This window comes from Shewanella sp. ISS20, from assembly GCF_056522965.1.
The window spans coordinates 3561950-3585368 of sequence record NZ_JAWRZK010000001.1 but is presented as its reverse complement, the minus strand read 5'-3'; the positions used below and the strand labels follow the sequence as shown (position 1 = coordinate 3585368).

The 23419-nt window shown below is 45.8% G+C and carries 21 protein-coding genes, 1 pseudogene and 1 riboswitch; of the genes and pseudogenes, 12 read left to right on the top strand and 10 right to left on the bottom strand.

Annotation, left to right across the window (positions count from 1 at the left end; all coding sequences use genetic code 11):
- Positions 1-160 precede the first annotated feature (160 nt).
- Positions 161-703 (bottom strand): thioredoxin family protein, encoded by a 543-nt coding sequence (locus AC1HDP_RS16325; protein ID WP_140931125.1) that lies wholly within the window; start codon positions 701-703, stop codon positions 161-163.
- Between the two features lie 94 nt (positions 704-797).
- On the opposite strand from AC1HDP_RS16325, the gene AC1HDP_RS16320 reads away from it, so the two are divergent.
- Positions 798-1412 (top strand): LysE family translocator, encoded by a 615-nt coding sequence (locus tag AC1HDP_RS16320; protein ID WP_479639555.1) that lies wholly within the window; start codon positions 798-800, stop codon positions 1410-1412.
- Positions 1413-1484: 72 nt separating this feature from the next.
- Here the strand turns inward: AC1HDP_RS16320 and AC1HDP_RS16315 are convergent, their stop codons facing one another.
- The gene (locus AC1HDP_RS16315; RefSeq protein WP_140931121.1) at positions 1485-1811 is read right to left on the bottom strand and encodes a DUF3144 domain-containing protein; all 327 of its coding nucleotides are present in this window, start codon (positions 1809-1811) and stop codon (positions 1485-1487) included.
- A gap of 105 nt (positions 1812-1916) precedes the next feature.
- On the opposite strand from AC1HDP_RS16315, the gene AC1HDP_RS16310 reads away from it, so the two are divergent.
- Positions 1917-2243, top strand: a complete 327-nt coding sequence (locus AC1HDP_RS16310; protein ID WP_479639554.1) for a DUF2956 domain-containing protein — start codon at positions 1917-1919, stop codon at positions 2241-2243.
- 27 nt (positions 2244-2270) lie between these two features.
- Here the strand turns inward: AC1HDP_RS16310 and AC1HDP_RS16305 are convergent, their stop codons facing one another.
- Positions 2271-2573 (bottom strand): helix-turn-helix domain-containing protein, encoded by a 303-nt coding sequence (locus tag AC1HDP_RS16305; protein WP_479639553.1) that lies wholly within the window; start codon positions 2571-2573, stop codon positions 2271-2273.
- 177 nt (positions 2574-2750) lie between these two features.
- On the opposite strand from AC1HDP_RS16305, the gene AC1HDP_RS16300 reads away from it, so the two are divergent.
- From AC1HDP_RS16300 to AC1HDP_RS16290, 3 genes and pseudogenes are all read left to right on the top strand, one after another.
- Positions 2751-3326, top strand: a complete 576-nt coding sequence (locus tag AC1HDP_RS16300) for a PH domain-containing protein (RefSeq protein WP_479639552.1) — start codon at positions 2751-2753, stop codon at positions 3324-3326.
- Positions 3316-4899, top strand: a complete 1584-nt coding sequence (locus AC1HDP_RS16295; protein ID WP_479639551.1) for a PH domain-containing protein — start codon at positions 3316-3318, stop codon at positions 4897-4899. Before AC1HDP_RS16300 ends, AC1HDP_RS16295 begins: the two co-directional genes overlap by 11 nt.
- A gap of 11 nt (positions 4900-4910) precedes the next feature.
- Positions 4911-5447: pseudogene (locus AC1HDP_RS16290) on the top strand (DUF924 family protein).
- 151 nt (positions 5448-5598) lie between these two features.
- Here AC1HDP_RS16290 and AC1HDP_RS16285 read toward each other — a convergent pair.
- From AC1HDP_RS16285 to AC1HDP_RS16275, 3 genes are all read right to left on the bottom strand, one after another.
- On the bottom strand, positions 5599-6603 hold the full coding sequence (locus AC1HDP_RS16285) for an adenosine deaminase (protein ID WP_479639911.1): 1005 nt from the start codon (positions 6601-6603) through the stop codon (positions 5599-5601).
- 81 nt (positions 6604-6684) lie between these two features.
- Positions 6685-6784, bottom strand: a riboswitch (purine riboswitch).
- Between the two features lie 122 nt (positions 6785-6906).
- Positions 6907-7332 carry a hypothetical protein gene (locus AC1HDP_RS16280; protein WP_479639550.1) on the bottom strand — a complete coding sequence of 142 codons (426 nt, stop codon included), beginning with the start codon at positions 7330-7332 and terminating at the stop codon, positions 6907-6909.
- 407 nt (positions 7333-7739) lie between these two features.
- Positions 7740-8180: a universal stress protein gene (locus AC1HDP_RS16275; protein WP_479639549.1), complete on the bottom strand. Its 441-nt coding sequence runs from the start codon at positions 8178-8180 to the stop codon at positions 7740-7742.
- Positions 8181-8526: 346 nt separating this feature from the next.
- Here AC1HDP_RS16275 and AC1HDP_RS16270 point away from each other — a divergent pair, with 346 nt between their 5' ends.
- Entirely contained in the window at positions 8527-9942 is a 1416-nt protein-coding gene (locus AC1HDP_RS16270) for a coniferyl aldehyde dehydrogenase (RefSeq protein ID WP_479639548.1), read from the top strand.
- A 143-nt stretch (positions 9943-10085) separates the two neighbouring features.
- Here AC1HDP_RS16270 and iadA read toward each other — a convergent pair whose 3' ends face one another.
- On the bottom strand, positions 10086-11258 hold the full coding sequence (gene iadA / locus AC1HDP_RS16265; protein WP_479639547.1) for a beta-aspartyl-peptidase: 1173 nt from the start codon (positions 11256-11258) through the stop codon (positions 10086-10088).
- Between the two features lie 96 nt (positions 11259-11354).
- Positions 11355-11738 carry an MAPEG family protein gene (locus AC1HDP_RS16260; RefSeq protein ID WP_479639546.1) on the bottom strand — a complete coding sequence of 128 codons (384 nt, stop codon included), beginning with the start codon at positions 11736-11738 and terminating at the stop codon, positions 11355-11357.
- Positions 11739-11894: 156 nt separating this feature from the next.
- On the opposite strand from AC1HDP_RS16260, the gene AC1HDP_RS16255 reads away from it, so the two are divergent.
- Both AC1HDP_RS16255 and AC1HDP_RS16250 read left to right on the top strand, forming a co-directional pair.
- Positions 11895-12860, top strand: a complete 966-nt coding sequence (locus AC1HDP_RS16255) for a patatin-like phospholipase family protein (protein WP_479639545.1) — start codon at positions 11895-11897, stop codon at positions 12858-12860.
- A gap of 135 nt (positions 12861-12995) precedes the next feature.
- Positions 12996-15395 (top strand): Lon protease family protein, encoded by a 2400-nt coding sequence (locus tag AC1HDP_RS16250; RefSeq protein ID WP_479639544.1) that lies wholly within the window; start codon positions 12996-12998, stop codon positions 15393-15395.
- 660 nt (positions 15396-16055) lie between these two features.
- Here AC1HDP_RS16250 and mtgA read toward each other — a convergent pair.
- Entirely contained in the window at positions 16056-16793 is a 738-nt protein-coding gene (gene mtgA, locus AC1HDP_RS16245) for a monofunctional biosynthetic peptidoglycan transglycosylase (RefSeq protein ID WP_479639543.1), read from the bottom strand.
- Between the two features lie 421 nt (positions 16794-17214).
- Here mtgA and AC1HDP_RS16240 point away from each other — a divergent pair, with 421 nt between their 5' ends.
- The 3 genes from AC1HDP_RS16240 (at position 17215) to AC1HDP_RS16230 (ending at position 21288) form a co-directional block, all read left to right on the top strand.
- Positions 17215-19410, top strand: coding sequence for an FUSC family membrane protein (locus AC1HDP_RS16240; protein WP_479639542.1), 2196 nt, complete (start codon positions 17215-17217; stop codon positions 19408-19410).
- A 262-nt stretch (positions 19411-19672) separates the two neighbouring features.
- Positions 19673-19840, top strand: a complete 168-nt coding sequence (locus AC1HDP_RS16235) for a hypothetical protein (RefSeq protein ID WP_479639541.1) — start codon at positions 19673-19675, stop codon at positions 19838-19840.
- 11 nt (positions 19841-19851) lie between these two features.
- A complete protein-coding gene (locus AC1HDP_RS16230) occupies positions 19852-21288 on the top strand; it encodes a disulfide bond formation protein B (protein WP_479639540.1) in 1437 nt (478 codons plus the stop codon).
- 130 nt (positions 21289-21418) lie between these two features.
- Here AC1HDP_RS16230 and AC1HDP_RS16225 read toward each other — a convergent pair whose 3' ends face one another.
- Positions 21419-22684, bottom strand: a complete 1266-nt coding sequence (locus tag AC1HDP_RS16225) for a glycerol-3-phosphate dehydrogenase/oxidase (protein WP_479639539.1) — start codon at positions 22682-22684, stop codon at positions 21419-21421.
- A gap of 205 nt (positions 22685-22889) precedes the next feature.
- On the opposite strand from AC1HDP_RS16225, the gene AC1HDP_RS16220 reads away from it, so the two are divergent.
- Positions 22890-23300 (top strand): hypothetical protein, encoded by a 411-nt coding sequence (locus AC1HDP_RS16220; RefSeq protein ID WP_479639538.1) that lies wholly within the window; start codon positions 22890-22892, stop codon positions 23298-23300.
- Positions 23301-23419 lie beyond the last annotated feature (119 nt).

The following is a 23419-nucleotide window of genomic DNA, read 5'->3' as shown; positions in this document are numbered from 1 at the left end:
GTTGGTGACACATTCAATATTAGCTGTAAAAGTATCACAGCCATCAAGAGTTACTAACAAACAAGCAACTTTATGTACAAATTTTCATTGCTATCAAAAAATCAGGACACCACTAAAAAACGCTATTAATCCGCTACCTGCAACAACTCCAAGAGTGACTTTAAATCCCCTGCCGCTTAAGCGCCATTTCTAAGGCTAAGATAGTGAGCTCACGGGGCAGCTCAATTCCCGACGTTTTACCGCGGCCATAAACTTTATTAAAGGGAAAACCATGGGCTCCTTGCGCGGCTAAATAGGCAGAGATTTCATCATCAGGTTCTGTGGCATCGCCGCGCATTAAAATGATATCACTGCGGCGCAAACGCTCAGTCACTTGCTCGCGATGCCAGACGTTGGCTTTATTTTGCTGGCAAATACTGCACCAGTCAGAAGTAATATCAACCACCACCACGTAGCCTGCATCCACTAAGGCGGGAATTTTATCAGCATCCAGCCGCTGCCACTCTAATTGGCGCCACGCCTGATAATCTTCAGTGAAACTCACAAAATAACCGACACTACCCAGACAAAAACTGGCCGTCAGTAAAATCACTATCACCATAGTCGGTAAGGGATAGCCGCGGATTTTTAAGTAGGTAAAATAGCCAGCCGATCCTAAGAGTCCGGCTAACACCAACAACAAACCAATTTGTAACCCACTCATGTATCATCCTTTACTTATTCAATTGCCACTCGTTCCACGAGTTTGTATTCTGCATCACAATCAATGATTACTTCAATGTAACACAAAGGAATATATGGATATTTCTGCCGTTATCAGTTTATTAGCCATTTGTTTACTCGGCGCCATGTCTCCAGGCCCAAGTTTAGCTATGGTGGTGCGCCACACATTAGGCAGTGGCCGTCGGCATGGGATTATTTGTGCGTGGTCACATGCGCTCGGCATTGGCATCTATGCGTTAGTGACATTGCTGGGATTAGCGACTGTGTTAGCGGCCTCGCCTCAAGTCTTTAAAGGCATTACTCTGTTAGGCGCCTTGTATCTAGCCTATTTAGGGGTGCAAGCCCTGCGTACTCAAGGTCAAGGGCCGGGCTTGTGGCAAGGGGGGCAAGCTATTAGTTATCGACAAGCCGCGCAAGATGGCATAGCGATTTCACTATTTAACCCTAAGATTTTATTATTCTTTACCGCGCTTTTTAGTCAGTTTGTGATGTTAGCAGACAACATGAGTGGCCAAGCCCTCATAGTGCTAATGCCTATGGTGATTGATGGTTTGTGGTACACCTTAATCGCGTTCGCGTTTTCTCACCCTAAGGTGTTGGATAAACTCAAAGCTAAGGCGCATATCATAGATAAGTTAAGTGGCGTGGTATTACTCTTGTTAGCAGCGAGAGTGATTTACAGCCTCTAAGCCTTGGTTCTAAGTTTTAGGCATTTGGCATTAATTGCCTGTAAGTGAATGCACTTACAGGCACACACGCAATTAACCTTTAAAAATCTCAACGTCCGCTTGTGGATCTATGTTTTCCACTGGTGGAGTTGCGATATGATCATCAAGATTATCACTCAACATTTCTTTAAAATCTTGGCTAAACCATTCCAGGGCATTGTCTTTTTCAGCGGCTAAATCGGCAGATTTCAGCGCCGCCTCAAAGGCATTAAAGCGCGCGGCAGCAAATCTCAGCGCAGAACCCACTTTACCAACATCTTGTTGCTGCTGGGCTAATTCATTGGCTAACGCGATAAATTGATCGGCTAATTCATACAAGCTCGCCACTTGGGCTGGCTGATTTTCAGATTGTTGTGACATGTCAACGCCACTCCTTTATGGCTAATATTTGCGAGGGATTCTACCCCAAAACTAAGATAAATGCGGTAAACTCAGGCGCAAATTTGATGCAAACGCCAGAGTTTAATGAAGACCGACATTTCTCATGAATCAAAAGAGCAAGCCAATAAGCTTGCCAAAGCGACCCAAAAGCCAGGGCAAACCAAAGAACAAACAAAGTTGATTGCTCAAGGCATAGAAAAAGGCATAGCTGAATTTAAAAAGCAGCATAAAGCCCAAGCAAGAGACAGAGATAAATTTAAGAAAAAGCTTAATAAACAAAAGCAAGTAAGCACAAGCGTTAGTACTGATGATGACTATGCACCTATGCCAAGCCAAGCGGCATCACACCTGCCTTGGTTATTATTAGCCATAAGTTGGCTAGGGTTTGGCGCTTATCTAATGTGGCGTTAACCCTTAGCCACTCGCTAGTTCAATACATTAACGCCCTGAATCACTCAGGGCTTGCTCCAATTGCAGCCAATGGGTTTCAACCCAAGTCGGCGCTATCGGCCCCCAGTCCTGCAAGCAATACACGCCGGCATTATTGCGTTCACCTTCTTGTTTAAACTCAATCACTATACCGATATCTTGGCATGCCACTAAGGTATCTTGCAGCGTGCGTCTTGGCATACCAGTGCGCGCTTGCAAACTCACCATGTTTTGCGGCTCACTGGCAATGAGCCCAGCTAAATACAATTTTCGATAAAACGCGATTTGCGGTTTTGATGCGATGACATCCATTGTTAACTCCAATCCATCTATGACATAGGTTGAGACATAAACCAGACCACTGCAGTCGCCTTGATGACAAAATTCTAGCCTACAATTTTGCAACAAACATGCGCTATTGACTGATATAGTCTATCTAGCAACACTGACTTAAGTCTTTAATAAGGCATGCTACAAGGATTACCACTGATGGCCAAGATTGAATTTATTGCCCCGCAAGACTATCCCGAGCTATCGGTGCCACTGTGCCAAGCCAATTGGCCACCATTAAACGCCACCGAACGCATGCCAGTCGATGCTAATTACCACATCCAAGTGCAAGTTGAAGTGCTGCTAATAAGTAGCATACCTGCCATAGTTGGGCTCATTTTATTAGTCGTTAAGCCTTATCCGCCGCAGTGGCTACTCCTATGCCTAGGCTTAGCTTGGCTAGCCATCACCACTGGCTTTTTGTGGCTACGAGTGCAGCACGCCAAGCGCCTCACTTATTGCGTTTATCCCGCTGCCATTCAAATTGAATCTGGCTTATGGTGGCAAGATATTACCGCCATGCCTATCAGTCGCTTACAACACGTGAGCCTGTCGCAAAATCCCTTAGAGCTGCGCTTTGGCTTATGTCAGCTCAAATGCTTTAGCGCTGGCAGCGGTAGTGCTGAAATTAATTTACCTGGGTTATCGATAGCGACCGCAGAATCCCTAAGACAAGCGCTACTCTCTTTGGCGGCACCGCAGCTAGCGCAAGGTAACCCAGACAATGCCGCTTAACACTGGGGAAACTAATCTTATTCGGCTATCCCCGTGGGCGATAGTCAGCGTGGTCTTTGGCCATTTAACTAAGCTAGTTAGCAATGCCTATACGCTCATCCCCATCCTTTACGCTAGCTGGAAAATGGACTTTGATAGCAAGTGGTTAATCATAGGGGCCAGTGTCGTCTTTAGTATCTCGACCATAATAGCGGTGGTGTATTGGCTTAGATTTCACTATCAAGTTAACCGCGACAAACTCATAGTGCAGCAAGGATTATTGTTCAGCAAAATCGATGAAATCCCGTTAGATAAAATCCTCAATGTGCGCATAGAGCAGCCGTTTTACTTTAAACCCTTAGACTTATTTACCTTAGTGGCTGAAACCGCAGGCTCAAGTAAAGATGAGGTGCAATTGCGTGCCCTTAGTGCCAGTGTCGCCAAAGAGCTACAAGCGGCCTTGGTGGGGAATAATAATGTCAGCGCCAATAGCGCGGCTAACGCTATAGAACAGGCGCACGCAACTCATGCCATTGACTCAAACAACACTATTGGCTCGACCCATGCCACTACTAACATGGCCGCCAACGAGCCACCGCTCTGGGTTCATAGAAACGGTGATGATCTGGTGTTATTTGGTTTATATCAAAATAACTTACTGTGGCTCGCCTTAATTTTAAGTCCAATACTTGGACAGCTTGATTACGACAAGCTATCAGAGCAAGTGTGGTTTCAAGCCCTTTGGGGGCAAGCCACTCGGCTCACCCATGGCGATTTATGGCTGGGAATAGTGTTAGCCAGTACCTTGTTATTGGCAGTACTGGGGATCCTCAGTCTGTTATCTGTGCTGTCGGCCATTTTAAAATATTACCCTTACCATTTACGCTTTGATGGCCGCACTTTAGTGCGCACTGGTGGGGTTATCTCCCATCAGCAAGATGCCCTAAAAGTGCACCGCATCCAGTTATTGCAACTTGAGCAGCCTTGGCTTGCCAGACTCCTTGGCCGCTGGAGCTTAAGATTTAAACAAGTCCAAGGCCAAGAAGTTGAGCAGCAGATAAAAGGTAATATGCTCATTCCAAGCCTTCGCACTAGCGAGCTAGCGACGATTTTAACCAGCATAAATCCAAGCCGATTACCCGCGCACGCCTTAGCGCAATTAAGTCTGCCTAAGTCTTACTGGTCGGTGCATTGGTTGTGGCTCGCTAAACGCATGCGGGCTCCCTTTATGCCAGCGTTCTTTAGCCTATTTGCGGGGGAGTTGTGGATATCGTGCGCACTTGCCTTGGTTGGCGTCGCGCTTTGTTTGTTCTTAATCATCTATTACTGCCAGCTTGGCTATCACATTAAGCGCTCAGGCATTTGGTTACATACGGGCTTACTTGGCCAGCAATGGCGCTTTATTCAGTATAAAAAAATCCAAACGGTTAACTGGCACACCTCACCAGGACTTAGGCGCCGCGGCCTTTGCACTCTAACCCTTGGCCTTGCTAGCGGCAATGTAACTATTCCTTGTATACCAGTGCGCCACGCTAATCATATTTACCGCCAAACTATGATGGCAACTGGCACTGACTTTAACAATTGGATTTAAGCGGAGGCAAGATGCACTATCAAACCGTGCTAGATTTTTGGTTCACACAACTCAGTCCATCAGACTGGTTTAAAAAAGATGTCGACCTTGATGCCAAGATATCTCAGCAATTTGCAGACACGTTAATGCAAGCCAGCGCTGGTGAATGCTGGCGCTGGCGGCAAACTCCCCAAGGACGTTTGGCTGAGATTATTGTGCTTGACCAATTCTCGCGTAATATTTATCGCGATACCGCTAAGGCTTTTAGTCATGACGCTATAGCGCTAGTGTTAGCCCAAGAAGCCGTGAGCCAAAAACTTGATGAAACCCTTACCCCTAAAGAAAAACCATTTTTATAAATGCCATATATGCACAGCGAATCAGCCATAATTCATGAGCAGGCATTACCTCTGTTTAAAGGGTGCAGCGCAGCGAGTCTTGAGTTTGAACTGCGCCATAGCGCCATCATCAGCCGATTTGGCCGCTACCCTCATCGCAATCAGTTACTTGGCAGACAATCCACTCCTGAAGAATTCGCTTTTTTACAGCAAGCAGGTAGTAGATTTTAATATCACACAAATATTTTACTCACCTTTTTCACTCACCTATTTCACGCAAAAAAGTGCTGCTAGTCATCTCTACAAATTCAAGATAATAAAAAGCCGCGGTAGGTTATTAACCGCGGCTGATATCAACAGACCTTTACCTTAGAGAAACCACTTAGGCTTGCTGTAAGTAAGCTTCAACCGCTTGAGTTAACTCATCTTTGCGCTCTTGAGAGATAAAGCTGGCTTCAATGGCATTTAAGCTAAATTGGGCAAGTTCAGCGTTAGAGATAGCAAACGCCTCAGCTACCGCCATGAAGTTAGCTGTCATATAACCGCCAAAATAGGCAGGATCATCTGAGTTAATAGTGACGCACACGCCTTGCCTTAATAACTCCACCAGATTGTGTTCTGTCATGTGCTCAAACACTTTAAGCTTAGTATTGGACAGTGGGCAGACAGTTAATGGCATGCGCGTAGCCGCAAGACTTGCCACTAATGCCGGGTCTTGCGCGCAGCTAACGCCGTGATCGACGCGGTTTACCTGTAGCAATTCAATGGCATCGACAATATTTTGCGCCGGCCCCTCTTCCCCCGCATGAGCCACAGTTAAAAAGCCCAAGGCTTTGGCCTTAGCAAAAACTCGCGCAAATTTTTCAGGGGGGTTGCCTTGCTCAGAAGAATCTAAACCAACGCCGATAATCTTATCTTTAAATGGCAGCGCCATCTCTAAGGTGGCAAATGCTGCATCTTCATCAAGATGGCGCAAGAAACACATGATAAGTTGACTGCTAATGGCTAGTTCTTGCTCGGCCTTAGTCAGCGCCGCGCAGATACCATTGACCACAGTCGCAAAGGCCACACCTCTGTCGGTGTGTGTTTGCGGGTCAAAAAAGATTTCACAGTGCTGCACGTTATCAGCGCGGCAGCGCTCAAGATAAGCCCAGGTTAAATCAAAGAAATCCTGCTCAGTCAGCAGTACATTGGCGCCTTGATAATAGATATTTAAAAATGACTGCAGATTAGTGAATTGATAAGCCGCGCGCACTTCATCTGGGCTTGAAAAAGGGATGGCCACCTGATTGCGCCGGGCTAGCTCAAACATAAGCTCCGGCTCTAAACTGCCTTCAATGTGCAGGTGTAATTCAACTTTAGGTAATCCAGTAACAAAACTTTTCATCATTAACTCTCAAATTGGGATGACGAGAGAAAGACGGCTTATCTGATTATAGTGACAAATAACCATACAAAGAGATAAGCAATCAATCGCTTAGCTCTTCGTAATCAGAATTTTACGGATTCTGGTAGAGACCCCTGTACCGGATTAACAGGGTTATACGAAGTTATAGGCTGATATGACATCAGCCTATGGGCGCGGATTGTGGCATAAAAGTTTATGTTGATAAAGGCTGAGGTGTATTAGTAGATCACAAATCAGAAACAAATCTATTGGTGACTCGTCAGGGCGCCTTCGCTGCCGCCATTATTGCGGCATTCGATAAGTCACTGACACTTTGCCAGAATCACTATCCTTAAAGGAAAATTGGCGTTCATTGATAGACATTATGATGACACAAAATGAATGATCGACCAGATGACTGATCTCTTCTGATACCTTGGTATATCTAGCGCAGCTTTTCTTTTGGCCATTGTCATAAAGATTAACGTACACGCCTTCAGCTTCGTAATCACCGCCCTCGGGCAAACTGCCCCAGACTCTAAAGGTGCCGTCTTTAAGGTATTCATCAAAGCGGGAAAACGTGGCGCCACCATCATTAGAATTGCCCCAGATACCATAAAGTAAAGGTTCAGACACTTTTATCCAGCCAGAAGAAGTCGATGCCAGTACTGACAGGCTAGATGACATCATCAATAGCAGAGCTAAGCTGCGCATAATTGCATACTTCATCGTATGTGTTCCTTAACTTTACCTAAGTACATCTCAAGCCGTGCTAATGGCAATCAGTCACATCATCAACACTAGGCTTTACCACTTTCATTCACACTATCAAGGTAACTTATTAGTAATACATTAAAAACAGATCACCCAAATCCAAATATACCACAAACAAAAAACCAACATAACCACTAAAAACTAACAGATTTTTCATTGTTAATGTAAGAATGCATGTGCCGGCTAAAAAACATTGTCTTGATGAGGTGTGATTAAGGAAATGCATGATGACGGGTATAACAAGGCGAAATGCCAAGAGCGGGACAAACATAGAATGAAATGATAACGCTAGCGGGCGGCTAGCGTTAAGGAACTACCATTTACGCATGACTTACTTAGGTTAGAATAAGCAGCGCCAGCGGCTATTTAACAATAAGCACAGGGCAATGTGCCTTGTTAGCCACTTGCTCAGACACGTTATCATTAAGTAGATGTGCCAAGCCTTGGCGGCCATTACTTGCCATGACTATCATGCCGCAATCACTGTCGTGGGCTTCTTTAATGATTTGCTCGGCGATGTTGTTTTCTTCGCAGCGGCGCACCACAGTTTCTATGGTTAAATGAGTCTCTAAGCCATTTAATAAAATTTGCATCCGCGCGGCGGCGTCCCTTTCCATCGACTGCATCAGCTCTTCAGGGCTTATCACTAATATTTGAAAACTTTCCGCACCGCTAAGTTGCTCGACCACATGCAATATCCGTAAACTAACTTGATACAGATTAGCCATTTCAATGGCATAGCTAAGAGCATGTGACGATGTCGTTGAAAAGTCGGTTGGCCATAGAATTTTACGTGAGCGCATAAATTATTCCCTCAATAACAACACTTAGTGAAATGAGTGTACCAGTATTGCGCAAGCTGTGTGCATGATTTTCTATTCATGATTAAGCCATTATAAGGCGTTGAATTTATCGTGAAAAACATTCAAACAGCTCGCCTGCAAGCCTGTTAACCTTACCACTGATGCGCTCTGTTGCTCAAATAACATTGTACTTGCCTAAGATTACTAACAACTTTACTCTGAGCCTATTAATACATAGGTAATTCATTGAAGAATATGGCCGATTTACATTAAGCATTATGTAATGCAGCCACAGGCTTAGTTCGCCCACACAAGGGCATATCTGCAGAGTTAAGGTATTTAGGTTATGTCAGCACCGGGATTTGAAACCCATATTCAGGCGTTATTTCAGCAGCAACAGTTGGCCTATCAGCAGCAACCTATGCCAACGCTTGCCCAGCGTAAAAGTGATTTATTTCGCCTAAAAGCGGCGCTACTGCAACATCAAGAACCATTGGTGGCAGCGTTAAATCAGGATTATGGTCATCGCAGCACAGATGACAGCTTAATCGCAGATGTTTTGCCGGTCATTAACAACATTAATTACTGTCTAAAACACTTAGCTAAATGGATGAAACCAAGCCGCCGTCACGCCGGATTACTGTTAGCGCCTGCCACAGTGCGCGTGCATTATCAGCCACTTGGAGTGGTTGGCGTGATTGTGCCTTGGAACTTCCCTGTGATGTTATCCCTTGGCCCATTGGCGTCATTAATGGCGGCGGGAAATCGCTGCATGCTTAAATTATCTGAATTTACTCCAGCGACTAACCAAGTCATAAAACGCATCTTAATGGATTGCTTTAGTGCTGATAAAGTGGCGGTTGTGGAAGGTGAAGCCGAGGTTGCCAGCTATTTTTCAAGCTTAGCCTTTGATCATTTACTGTTTACTGGTTCCACTACCGTGGGACGCTATGTGATGCAGGCTGCCGCTAAAAACTTAACGCCAGTGACTTTAGAGCTCGGTGGTAAATCACCTGTGATTATTGCCGATGACATAGATATCAATACCGCAGTTGAGCGCCTCATTTATGGTAAGTGCCTTAATGCCGGTCAAATCTGCGTGTCGCCAGATTATGTCTTATGCCCAGCCAGTAAAGTGCAAACCTTTGTCAGCGCTTATCAGCAAAAGTTTCACCAAATGTATGGTGCCATGGCGGACAACCCAGATTATGGCAATGTGATTAACGATCGCCAATTTGCGCGTCTGCAGGCCTTGTTGCTTGATGCAAAAAACCAAGGAGCCCAAGTAATTAGCGCCTCAGGCGAGGGCGTGAAACCCGATTCACGCAAACTAGCGACCCAGCTAGTACTCAATGCCAATGATGATATGCAGATTATGCAAGAAGAAATTTTTGGGCCGTTATTGCCAATTATCCCTTACGACTCTTTGGCTGGTGCTGTCACTTATATTAATCATCGCCCAAGACCATTAGCGCTTTATCTCATGAGTTTTGACGAAAATACTCAGCAATACGTGTTAGCGAACACTCACTCTGGCGGCGTCTGCATCAATGAAACCGTGTTTCATGTGGCCGCCGATGATGCACCCTTTGGTGGCATAGGCCCATCTGGCATGGGGCATTATCATGGTCATGAAGGCTTTTTACGTTTTAGTCATGCAAAAACCGTATTGCAGCGCGGCAAGCTTAATACCGGCAAATTAGTGCACCCGCCTTACGGCACTTGGGTGCAAAAATTATTACTTAAGTTCTTCTTACGCTGATATCAGTAAGCCTTATCTGGCAGCACCAATAACGCTGTGGTGATAATGCAGATGTGATAGTGCAGCTATGATAGTGCCGCTCAATAATAACGCCCACAGATGTGGGCGTTATTTGGGGTTAAACTTGCGGCTAATCTAGGTCATTAACGGATTTCAAACTCACCATAGCGAGTCGGCTCACCGCCGCGCACTAAGGCTTGGCCGCGACTCCAGACACTATCAATCGTTAGCTTGGCATCAAGCAACACTAAATCAGCATCTAACCCCACCGCCAATTGGCCTTTGTGTTTAAGTTGTAAGTTTCTTGCCGCATTAGTGCTCACTAACTTAATAGCATCAGACAATGGCAGGTTAGCTTGCACTAACTCACAAAAGGTTTCGTATAAACTCGCAATGCGGCCCATTTCTAACCCAATTAACTGACCTAACTCATTAAATACTGGCAGGCTGGCATGGCCATCAGAACTTAAGCTGATGTTGTTTATGCTAACGCCAGCATCAAGCGCCTGAAACACCGCGTCTACTACTGCCACTTCACCACTGTCTAAACAGGCTTGATTGGTTGAGGTGGTAAAATCAATCACGCCGCCCGCTTTGGCAAAAGTGAAACCTTGCTCTAAAAGAGCTTGGCTGCGATTAATATGGGTGGGATAAAACTGCTGCAACGGAATATCTGTCTCGCTCGCCACTTGATGTAAAGGTTGTAATCCGCCCTTACCATCCCCTACATGCACAAAAACCTTGCCGGCCTTATTGGATAACATGCCGCCCACTCGCGCTTCAGAAGCCACGCGCGCCAGTTCAGTGGTAGTTAACTGCGAGCCGCGGTGATCGCTAATAGCGATTTCACCTATGCCTATCATGTTATCAATCAACATTAAATCGCGGCTAATAGAGCCTGTTAATGTCACCACAGGATAGGCGTAAGAGCCGGTATAACAAAAGACATTCAGCCCTTCATGCTCAAGCCCTTTGGCTTTAGCCAGCATATCTTCTAAGGTGCGACTAATGGCATCAGTGCCTAATGCGGCCACTAAGGTCGTGACGCCATAGCAACTAGCATCGGTTAACTCCATTGCCCTGGTGCGGGTATGATAACCACCCTCGCCGCCGCCACCTGTGATGTGCACTAATGGGTCAACTAAGCCTGGGATCAATAACTTACCCTGTGCATCTAAGGTGTGATGCACGTTACCGCTAATCGCTAAGTCTTTACCTATGGCGATTATTGTAGAGCCTGCCACCAGCACGTCCACGCAGCCTAAAGGCTCTGGGCTGTATACATCAGCATTTTTTATTAACAACAATGAGGCCATCTTGCCATCCCTTTTCTTACGTTGCGCTGAGCCTAGCGGCCAGGCGCTTAAAAGTCATCTAGCGACGAGTGGAGTGTGGTGGATATCACCAAAGTCTTACATGGCTTGGGCGAAAATCCAAAAGGTAGCAATAATGCCAATAAACCAGCTAAGGCTACGCAGCTTATCTAAATTGCATAAGTAACAAGCTTGATAGGCAAGACGCGCTAGCAAATACACCACGGCCGCAACTTCAGCCTGCGAATTAATAGTATTTGTAGCAATCACTAATAGTACCGCTGGCGCAAATAAGATTAAAGATTCAAAGGCGTTTTGATGGGCAGCTAGCGCTCGCGCGCCCAAACCAGTTAAACGCGCTTGCTGGGCGCGCGGATGAGCATTGTCATATCGCCCCTCTTTTGCCATCGCCCAACCTAGCGGTATTTTGGCAAAATAAGGTAGTAACATGGCTATGAGTAAACAGATGATGAGCACTGACATAATTATCCTTTGTTATTATTGGTATAAGATGATGATTTCTTAGAATTGAGCGCAGATCCTACACTATTAATCCGCCTAGATTAACTGCCATTAATTGGTCTAGCTAGCGCCGCAGAGGTACATTAATCGCCTTCGCAAAAGTAATGTCGCCGCCTTATGGCATTTCTAGCTCAGATCAACAATACTGGTACTTCCTTTAGTCATGGTAGTTTTCAACACTATAGCAAACCTATGCATTCACCTAGCCGCAAACATATAGTTGCTGGGACTGCGCTGATAGTTGAGGGAGGTGGGCAAAGAGGGATTTTTGGTGCAGGTATTCTCGACAGCTGGTTAAAGGCCGACTTTAACCCTTTTAAAATCCTCATAGGTACATCCGCTGGGGCGCAAAACATTAGTGCATATCTCTCTGGCCAACACGGTTATGCCAAGCAATGTATTCAGGTACTTTCTCGCGATAAACACTTTTTCAATGTCAGTCGCCGCTTACTTGGCAAAAGCATGTTGGATTTAGATTGGTACTTTGCCCAAGCTAAAGAAAAAGGCATGGAGCTCGACTTGCAGCAAGCCAGCCTTAACAGCCAAGACCGCCAAGTCTTATTTACTGCCACTCGCGCCGCGGGGCTGAAAGCAGAATACCACCAACCTCAGGCTCACAATTGGTATGATGTGCTCAAAGCCAGTAGCGCCTTGCCATTTCTTTATAACCAAGATGCCATGTTAAGTGGGCGCAAGTATTTTGATGGCGGCGTTACCGCGCCGCTCCCAGTAAGAAAAGCCTATGAATTAGGCGCACGTAAAATTGTGGTCATTCGCTCTACCAACGCCCAATATCAAGCCAACTCACCTGCCTTACATCATTTAAAAGAATGGTTGTGTCAGCATGGCTCTTGCCCTGCCCCCATAGGCCTACTTGATATGCATGAGCAGTCTTATCGTCAGGAACTCGATTTTATTGAGCATAAACCCAAAGATGCTGACATCATCCAAATCTTTGCAAGGGAGCCGCTAGAATCCAGTTTAATCGGCAGCCAATTGCTGCAACTAGAACATGACTATCAGCATGGCGCTGAGCAAGGCCGACAAGTATTGGCGCAGCTCAAGCAACACCTTTGCAGCTAACATTGGTCAAAGGTTAGCGTTTACGCCTGATTGATATGTCATTAAATATCGCCGATAGATACATTTATTCTTTGCCTTAATCAACTGGCTATCTTATTGTCATTGTTAAGGTTATTGCATAAATAAGGACATGCTATGGCGATACAACTCTTAAGCGGCGAGCAAGTATACCGCAAGACTAAGCTCACAAACGCCCATACTGTTCCAACCCATTCAGATATTGCCTCCAGCGCCGATTTTTTAGCGATTGATGAAATCTTAGGTCAGCAGCGCGCGCGCCAAGCGCTTGAATTTGCTATGTCGATTAAAGATAAGGGCTATAATATTTATGCCATAGGTGAAAATGGCCTAGGCAAGCGCACTATGGCGCTGCGTTATTTAACTAACCACACGGCGCCCTCTAGCCCATTATTTGACTGGTGCTACATTAAAAACTTTGATGAAGAGCGCAGCCCCAGCGTATTAAAACTGCCACTTGGCAGCGCTAAACAATTTAGAAAAGACATAGAATCCCTGCTATTTAAACTCGTCAAAGCCCTGCCGCTGGCCTTTGATAATGACCTGTACCATAGCCGCGCCGACCAACTAAAAAGCCAGTTAGGTTTACAGCAAGAAACCTTAATGCAAGAGCTTAATGATGCCGCTAAAGCGCGCCACATTGAGCTCACCATTAGTAATCTCGGTGATTATCAGTTAACCGCGCTCAACGGCGAAGAAGCGCACACGGAAGAGAGCTACAACGCCTTAACTGAGGCGCAGCAAAAACAGTTTGAGCAAGATATTCAATATCTTGAAAAACAGTTACGCTCAGTAATTCGCACCTTAACAGAGTGGGAAGATGAGTTTAGTGAGAAACAAGATCAGCACGATGAGCAAGTGGCTAAAGGGGTATTAACCCATTATTTACGGCCTCTGAAAAAGCGTTATCGCGAGCAAACCAGTGTTCATGACTATCTCACCGCCATGGGCAAAGATATTCTAGAAAACTTAGATATATTTCTTGATGCCAATGAAGAAGACTACTCACTGGCACTCGCCTCATTAGAGAAAAAACTGCCGCGGCGCTATCAAGTCAATGTGTTAGTCGCTGGCGATAGCTCAGCTGGGCTGCCCATCATAGTGGAAGATAACCCTAACTATCACAGCCTCTTTGGCTATATCGAAAATGCGAGTTTTAAAGGCACTGTCTTTACCGACTTTACCCTTATTCGCCCCGGCAGTTTGCACAAGGCCAATGGCGGCGTATTAATGATGGATGCCATTAAGGTATTAGATCGCCCCTATGTGTGGGATGGCCTTAAGCGCGCCTTGCGCGCTAAACAGTTAGATTTAAGCTCCTTAGAGCGTGAAGTCAGTTTATCCGGCGCTATTTCTTTAGCACCTGAACCTATCCCATTAGAAGTAAAGATTATTTTGTTTGGTGATCGCCAAACTTATCAGTTATTGCAGCATTATGATCCGGATTTTTCCGAGCTCTTTAGAGTGACAGCTGACTTTGAACATACCATGACGCGCAATCAAGAGACTGAGCATCAATATGCGCGTTTTATTGCCTCCATCATTGAAGACAATCAGCTGTTGCCGTGTTCTATAGCAGCCATGGAGCGAGTCATAGAATTTAGTAGTAGGCGCGCCGAACATCAAAATAAACTGTCGCTCTATTCAGTAGAAGCCGCCAATTTACTGCGCGAAGCCAACTATTTTGCCCAGTTAGGCGCAGATAAGATGATCCACTCAGAGCACATCAGCCAAGCCATTAGCGCTCATGAATATCGAATATCAAGATTACGCAGCCAGATCATGGAATCCTTTGAAGATGGCACCACCTTAATTCAAGTCAGCGGCAGTAAAATTGGCCAAGTGAATGCGCTCTCGGTAATGAGTAGCGGCGATCATGAATTTGGTGTGCCTAATCGCATAACGGCAACTACCTCTTATGGCACAGGCGAGATTTTAGATATAGAAAACAAAGTCAAACTCAGTGGTAGCCTGCATTCCAAAGGCGTGTATATCTTAAGCGCTTATTTAAATACCATGCTTGCCAAAGAGCAGCAGTTACCGATTAACTGCCATCTGACCTTCGAGCAATCTTATGGCGGCATAGATGGAGATAGCGCCACTATGGCCGAATGTTGCGCCTTGCTATCAGCCATTAGTGAGCGCCCTATTAATCAACACATAGCCATCACAGGCTCTATGGATCAGTTTGGGGAAGCTCAGCCCATAGGCGGCGTGAATGAAAAAATCGAAGGCTTTTTTGATGTGTGTGCGCTTAAAGGCCGCACGCCTTTGCAAGGGGTCATAATACCGCGCACCAATGTGGCTAACTTAATGCTACGCAGTGACATAGTGGCCGCCATAGCCGCAGGCGACTTTCAGGTGTGGTGCGTAGATAACGTTATGGAGGCTATGAGTTTATTAGCTGGCACCCATAGCGATAGCCAGGGAGACATGCACATTTTAAAACTGGCAGAAGCCAAACTTAACCTTATTCGCGCGAATCAAGCTGAAAAAGAGTCAAAAAAAAGCCGCTGATAACAGCGGCAAACCTGGGTAAGAGAATCGGGCTATAAGCCCTAATAAAGGCAAGGAAATCATGATGTCAAACTTATCGAACATAAATAGGATGCCAAAGGTTTAGCCCTTGGTGTCCTTGAGCCTCAATTAATGGACAAGTAGTCACTACTAACCGATTGCCGCGCTGATGAGACGCCTGCCAAGTGTGTCTAAGGCTCAATTGCCTCCGGCGTCTTTGTCTGGCAAGTAACTGATGATGGGCAAATCGCACAAAGTGATGTCGAACCACTATCATTACTCCTGACAAATCCAGTCAAAAACAACTAAATTAACTTAAATCAATCAACCACTTAAATAGCTAATGAGTTAGAGTTCATTTCGATAACTGAAGATTACTCCCCACATAAGGCAGCGTAAACCCCTTGCCGGTTTGAATTAATCTTGCAGCCTTAATTCCCCTGTGCCGCCCTGATGTGAGCGGTTGCGATTTAGTTCATCACTCCTAAGCCATCAAGACTGCGCGCCGCCGGCCCATCAGGGTTTCAGGGCTATTTTTGGTCATCACTCAATATAAAAACCATCAACAGTAAACGCTAATGTAAACGCTTAACGTGAACTTGAGTTCATAAAGGATTCATTGCCGTTAACAAGGCAAACACGATGGACTCAGTCTTGCGCTTAAGGATGTGGGGCGATGCGGATTTGCTGCAATGGTTCATCCCCTAATTGGCGCATTTGTTTGCGTATCCACGCAGAGCGCTTAATCACATAAGGCGATGGCGGTTTAACCTTATAGCGCACCGGATTAGGTAAAATCGCCGCTAACAGTGAGGCTTGTTGGCTTGAGAGATTACGGGCAGAGACGCCAAAGTAGTGGCGAGCCGCATCTTCAACGCCATAAATATCTGGGCCTAATTGGACAATATTTAAATACAATTCCAGTATCCGCGACTTAGGTAAAATCGCCTCTATCCAGAGGGTTAACCAAGCGCCTAACGCCTTTCTAAAATAGCTGCGATCTGGCCAGAGAAATAAGTTTTTGGCTAATTGCTGGGTAATAGTGCTGCCGCCGCGAATTTGTTTACTGTGCTGATTATGCTCAAAGGCCGCAATCATTGCGGCATAATCAAAGCCGTCATTGCTGGCAAATGTTTGATCTTCGGCGGCAATCACAGCAAGCTGCATAGAGGGATTAATCTGACTCAGGCTCACCCAAGTGTGCGGCGCAGCATTAATGCCTTGCTGCTGTAAGCGCCAACTCCAAGTCGCTGGATCGCAAAACTTAATCCCTAGTACTAAGGCAAAAGTCAGCGCGATAAATGCCAGCAACAACCAATAAAGGCTATGCATTAGCGTGCGCGCAAGCGGGCGTTGACCCCGACCTTGTGACTCGTGATTAGCCAGAATGAACCTCATTCATCATCCAACACCTACTCCAATATTGTCAGCTCCCTTATGCATTCATAAGTGAGTCAACCGTGCGTTAACAAACCATTCGTTTCAAGCCTGCTCTTCCAAGAGCCGTGCAAATATTCAAGTTCATCATAAATATCATCTTTTACACTGGCGAGCCATGCTATTTGTTTAGCTAGTAACGCAATTGTTACTAATAAGCTTTGAGGCGGGATGGGCCGATTGACAACTAAAATACAAACAAGAGGGAAGCAAGAGAGACACAACTAGCGAAATGAGTTGCGATACCGCCCCCATTGACGCTTAAGACTCTGTAAATCGGTACCATGCAGCAATCATCGCAGCAATAGTTACAAAAAACTTGCCCGCCCACTAAGCATTTGCGGCTAAAGTAAATAGACTAACTCACTGAGATAACTCAACTATGCATAAGTTTCGCGACTGGTTATCGTCATTCAAGCAGCCGGCATTATGGCGCTACAGCATGAATATTCGCGCCAATGTCGCCGCATTGAGTTTTATTTCGTGTACATTGCCGCTGTTTTATATAAACCAAGTGACCTTAGGCATAGCGGCGTCGCTTGGGTCAATTGCTTGCGGTTTAGCCGATAGCGCTACCTTAACTCGCCATAGATATCGTGATATCTCCCTTGCCATAGTGGTATTTTTTTTCGCGGCGCTGGCAGTCACTTTACTCTTTCCCCACACCTTAGTGTTTGTGGCTTATCTCGCCCTCAGCAGCTTTGGCTTATTAATGCTAGCCGCCTTATCGCCACGCTTAGGCGCTCTGGGGTTTGCCAGTATTTTGCTCGGCATTTACGCCATGATTTTATATTCAGCCAAGCAAGCGCCTTGGCATATTCCACTGATGTTAGCCCTCGGCGCGCTCTGGTATGGATTGTGGCAAGGGTTGGCAAGCTTAGTGTTCCCCCATCAGCAAGACAAAGATTTATTGTTTGATGTCTATCGTCAGCTGGCCAAAAAATATCAGGCCCATGCCGCGCCACTCAATGAATACCCAAGCCAACAGACCCATGCCAAGCTAGGCAGTAGCGCAACTCGCTTCGGGCCTAAGGTCTTTATCGATACCGCCAAGGCGCGTTCACGCTTTACGCAATCGTTTAATGAATTAAGCCATCGCCTCTATCAAAAAATGAGTGCGGGCGAAATAAACCTCGCCTTAACTCAGTTGCAAAGTCAGTTAGATCTCGCCGCTATGCTGGCGGAACATAGCCGCCTGCTGGACTTTATTCCATCGATTGAATTTAGAAGCCAATACCCAGTGCAACTGGCGCAAATGCATAAAGCTTGCAGCGCGATTGCCGATTACATCAGTCGCGGCGCCACTCATGATAAGCGCCCGCTTGAAGCCATAGATATTCATGGGTTGCAACTTTGGGCGGCGCGTCAGCAGGCAGCTCTTATAAACGCCCAACTTAATCCACAAGCTATGGCTGATTTGCAGGCTGAGCTGCAATTAGCAAAAAACTTTATTGAGCAACTCGCCCTCATTATCAATTTATTAACTCAGCGCGAGCCGGGGGCAAATTATCACACGCCAAGCCATTACCAGCCGCAAGTCAGCAGCAATAATTGGCAAAATCAATGGCAGAAATTTATTCATCAATGTCACTGGCAATCAAACGTGTTTCGCCATGCCATTCGCGGCGCCTTATGCTTGGCTTCAGGCTTAATACTGGTGCGCACCTTTGATTTAGAGTTTGGCTTTTGGACCTTAATGACGAGCTTATTAGTGCTAAAACCTAATGTGGCTATGACATGGAAGCGATTGTTAGACCGCTTTATTGGCACTATGGCAGGCTTATTGTTAGTGGCTGTTATGCTTAAATGGCAGGCGCCTATGGGGCTGCTGCCTTGGGTGTTTTGCTTAGCTGCTACGCTATTTTTTCATACTTCTGCGCGCCATTATGCGGTGGCAGTTTGCTGCGTGACCTTATTTGTATTTTGCGGGTTTTCCCTGAATGGCGAAGGCGACATCATCTTATTGCCGCGCCTTGAAAATACCTTACTAGGGATTTTATTGCCGCTTGTCTGGGTAATTATCATAGCGCCAGGTTGGCACAAGCATGACTTCCCTAAGCAGTTGCACTTAACCTTAGTGGGATATCAGCAATTGTTAACTCAATTACAAGGGATGCTAGATGCCAGCGATAACAACCACCAAGCACAATTAACCGCGAGCCTTAATACTTGCGTGAGTAATGACGTCAATCTATTTGATTTATGGCAAGGCTATTTGGCTGAACCCAATCGCAATACTCGCATCATTGAGTCCATGCTAGTGTGCAGTTACAGCAGTAATTTAATGCTGCGCTTACTGACTAGATTACAATCTCGCGCCCATGAGTTAGCAAGCGCTGAAGGTCGCAAAGAACTACAAGCCACCATTAGCTTAATTGCCAAAGCCGAAACACGTTTGGCACATTTGAGCAAGTCACGATTATTTTATCCCTATATTGCCCGCCACCATCAGCAAGTCCATGGTCAGCTTGAGGCCATGATTAAACAAGGCGATCTTAACGCTTTAGCATTACTTAAGTTATTGCAGGCCGAAATCAACAGTTTTACCTTGCTTCACCCCGCCAAAAACCGTGTTTGATCACGCTAATATTAAACGCAAGCCGCAACAACTCACACTTTTGCATCGTTTGAAATTATTCTTCACAGTTTACGCAAAACACCAACTACTACTTTAGGGTTATGCGACATCCCCCCCATTTTGGTAGTTAGCATCCTGCTAATTTAGCTACATGGTTGCGCCGTGAAATTAATTTAATACAGCACGGTCGACATTTATTACTAGGCACTGGCCATTGGGTGTTAGCCATTTTCTAGCCATTAACCTTGCAACGGAGAGAACCGTGGAGTTTCTATTATTTTGCATTATTTTTGTGACAGCACTGCTAGTCGCCTTAAAACCACAAAAACAAAAGCTGGCTCATATTTTATTGACTATCAGTATCTTATTAAGTCTTTTCATTTGGTTAATCGCGACTTGGGGCATGTTAGTCCCGGCTGGTAATCTGTAAGGGAACTCATCATGAACGAAATTATATTAAATCGTATAGTGTCCTTCGCAGCACTGGTCTTAATCGCTTTCCCTGTGGGTATTGCCTGTATCATTTTAGGCTTTGGCATGGGTGATACCCCATGTATTTTATGCTGGCAAGAGCGTACCGCCATGGTACTGGTGTCCTTGATTGCCTTATTCATCATGCGCTACGGCCTTAAGCCTAAATATATAGGCGCGTTGATCTTAACTGCCGTCTACGGTTTATGGGCTGGCTATCGCCACAGCTCAAACCACATTATCCGCGATATTGGCCAAGGCTTTGGTCCTGCCATTTTCGGCGTACATACCTATGTATGGGTAATTGTAGTATTTGCCATTATCTTATTGTTCGCTGGCGCATTATTGCTGCTGCAAGGTGACAAGCTGAGCGACAAGCCGGCGCCATGGAGCCTGTTTAACAAGGTAACCATCAACACTTTCTTAGTGATCATTGCCTTCAACATAGTGCAAGCCTTCACCCAAACTGGCCCGTTCCCATTCATTGGTCAGAGCGATCCGGTGCGCATGAGCTTTAATAGCGACAACATCATTTGGTCAACGGCTAACTGGCCGAGCCCATCTAAGTTGTCTGTTCGTGGTGCTTATACCATTGAAAAGCCAGACTTTGCCGCTATGACTAGCGATATGGCGACCAAAATGAACAGCGATAAGTCGCTATCTGCTAGCCAACAATTAAGCTTGCCTGCGGCCATTGAAGGCGTTGTTACTGGTATTTCTTATCAAGCAAGTTCAGGTTTATATGCCTTAGTCACCAGTGATAACTGGGTGTATTTCTTATCTACCGATTTGAATACTATTTTGGCGCAAGTAAAAATTGACGCGGCCTTCTCAACTGAAATCTCAAACTTAGCTGGTGTGGCTTTTGATGGTGATAACAGCGTGATTGTGACTGCCGATCACAAGAGCTATGCTCGCGTGGCTTACGATCCAAGCGCTAAGATTGCTAATTACTATGCCAACTTTATGGCTGGTACCGATGGCGTGAAAGAATTACGTCGCGGCCGCTTTGAAACCACTCGCGCCAAGTTCAACTATATAGGTGACATTGGTTATGATGCTGACAAGCAAGAATACCTGATGGTGACCTTGCCAGTGGCTGCCCGCAATAACTTAGTCGTGACTCGCATGAGCGCTAACGATCTTAAGTTAAACAGCGAAGCCGTGATTGGTTTTGATGGCAATACGTTACCACAAGTAACTGGTATCGCTTTGGATAGCACTAACATCTACCTGCTGAGCCGTTCAGGTGAGCAAGTATTAGTGATGAACCGCGATAACCAAGTGGTAGAAGCTATCAACTTAACGGCGACGTCTAACCCACAAGCCATGGCACTGGTTAATGGTCAATTGGCCGTAGTAAATGCCAAAGAAGGCCAAAACAGCATCAGCTTTTACGCCCTGTAAGCTCAAATTTTATGAGTTAACAGCTTAATAGCTGCCTCTGTTGGTAATAAAAAAGCGCGATAGTTTATATCGCGCTTTTTTTATATCTAATCATTAGCCTTTATATCGTCTTTATAGCTAACACGGCCCGCTAGATAGCAAGCTCTTGAACTATGCCATCAGCACTATCGTTGCTTACTGTCACTCCAGCGCTACTGGTGCGGCGAGTAAAAAAATCTGCGGCAACACTATCAATAACGCGGGTATTCACATCAGTAATAGCGCTGCGTTTGCCAAGCTGCGTCTTAATCAGCGCCAATGTATCGGCAGCTATCGGCATAAACTCAGTTAATTTGCCACCATAAATACTCACTAGCCTTGGGCTATTAGCTTGCTGCACTAACAAGGTGTCACGCGGGCGACTAAAGGCGCTGCCTTCATTTTTAGGTAAAGCGCGCACGCCGCAAAAATGGCCAAGGATTAATCCTGCTAAACTCGCGCGGTTATGATCTGAAAAATAATGATGATAGTTAGTCAGTAAATATTCTTGCTCTGCCGGAGTGATTTGCGGCTGCGGCGGCATCACAGCTAATGGTACTTCGGTCGTTCCCACTAAGGTTTTACCCTGCCAAGGCATCACAAAAAACAGTCGCTCATCGAGCTGAGATTGCAAATAATACACCCCAGGGGGCGCCGGAATATCTAACCAAAGATGCGAGCCTTGCACCCAATCGACCGCCGGCGGCAGTTGTTTAGGGGTAACATGTTCTAATAAATCATTGGCCCAAGGGCCGGCGGCATTAATCACCATACTTGCACGCACACTGCCTTCATTCCCTAAAGGGTCGCTATAGCACACTTGGCACACGCGCGCGCCATGATAAATTTCAACGACTTGTCTATGTTGATGTATGTCTGCGCCAAGTTTTTCAGCGTCCGCCGCCACTGCTAATGTCAACGCCTTGTCATCGGTTTGTGCGTCCCAATATTGCAGCATATGGCGTAAGTTATGCTGATTTAGGCCTTGATGATCATCTGTTTCATTCAATTTCACTTTAGTGAATTTCGCCAGCGCATCCCCTTGAGCCAATAAGGCATATAAGCCTAAACCCGCGGTTAAGGTCATCAGGCCGCGCTGACTGTCCCTATAAATCGGAATATAAAAAGGGACTGGCTTAACTAGGCTTGGGGCTAATTGCAGTAATTGTCGCCGCGCTTGCAGGCAGCGCCGCACTAAGGATAACTGACCGGATTCTAAATACCTGAGGCCGCCATGAATTAACTTACTGGAATGCGATGAGGTGCCGCTTGCTATCTCGTCGCGCTCCCATAAGGCCACAGAATATCCAGCAGCCGCCGCAGCCTGCGCTATACCAACGCCTGTGATCCCGCCGCCAATGACCAGCACATCCAACATAACCTTCTCCTTAATGCCGCGTTTACAGCCGCTAACTCACTGAATTAACTGTAACAGGCTTTAGCTTATACTGCCGTTTTTTAGTCGCGAAAACTTAACTGCGGCGCCATCATCAAGCGTTAGCTTTAGCGCTAATAATCTGGTTTGCATTTAAGTAAGCTTTGCCTTAGATTAATCGGCTTTAATGCTTATAACGATAATAACTATGCGCATCTTTTCTGTTTTATTGGCTTGTGTGGCCATGTCAGCCAATGCCTCTTGCCTTAATGGCGAGCATCTTGGCGAAGTCGAATTTAGTATCAACAGTTCCTATTTTTCTGGCCAAGGGCAACAACTGTTAAATCAAGTCAATAGCCCGACGGCCAGTAAAGCTAGCGCCGATGGTTATTTATTACTGCAATTTTCAGCCGGCCTAGACACCAGCGATGAAAAACTAAAAGACTATAACAAGTGGCTCGCCCAGCGCCGCATTGAGCGCATCAAACACTACCTCACCACTCAGGCTTTTAATGCCCCGATTATTAGCCGAATTTTAACGGTGAAAAACACCCAAGAGCGCAGCGTTCAATTGTATTGGTGCCCAGCATTAGCGCCTGACATATCGCTGGCGGAATAAGTTCCCTCGCAGATGATTAATTCTGACAATTTGGAGCTAGCTAACATTTCCTTAATAGCAAGATGAGCTGCCTCACTGATAAGCGTAATCTAACGTTATGAAAATAAAGTTATTACGGT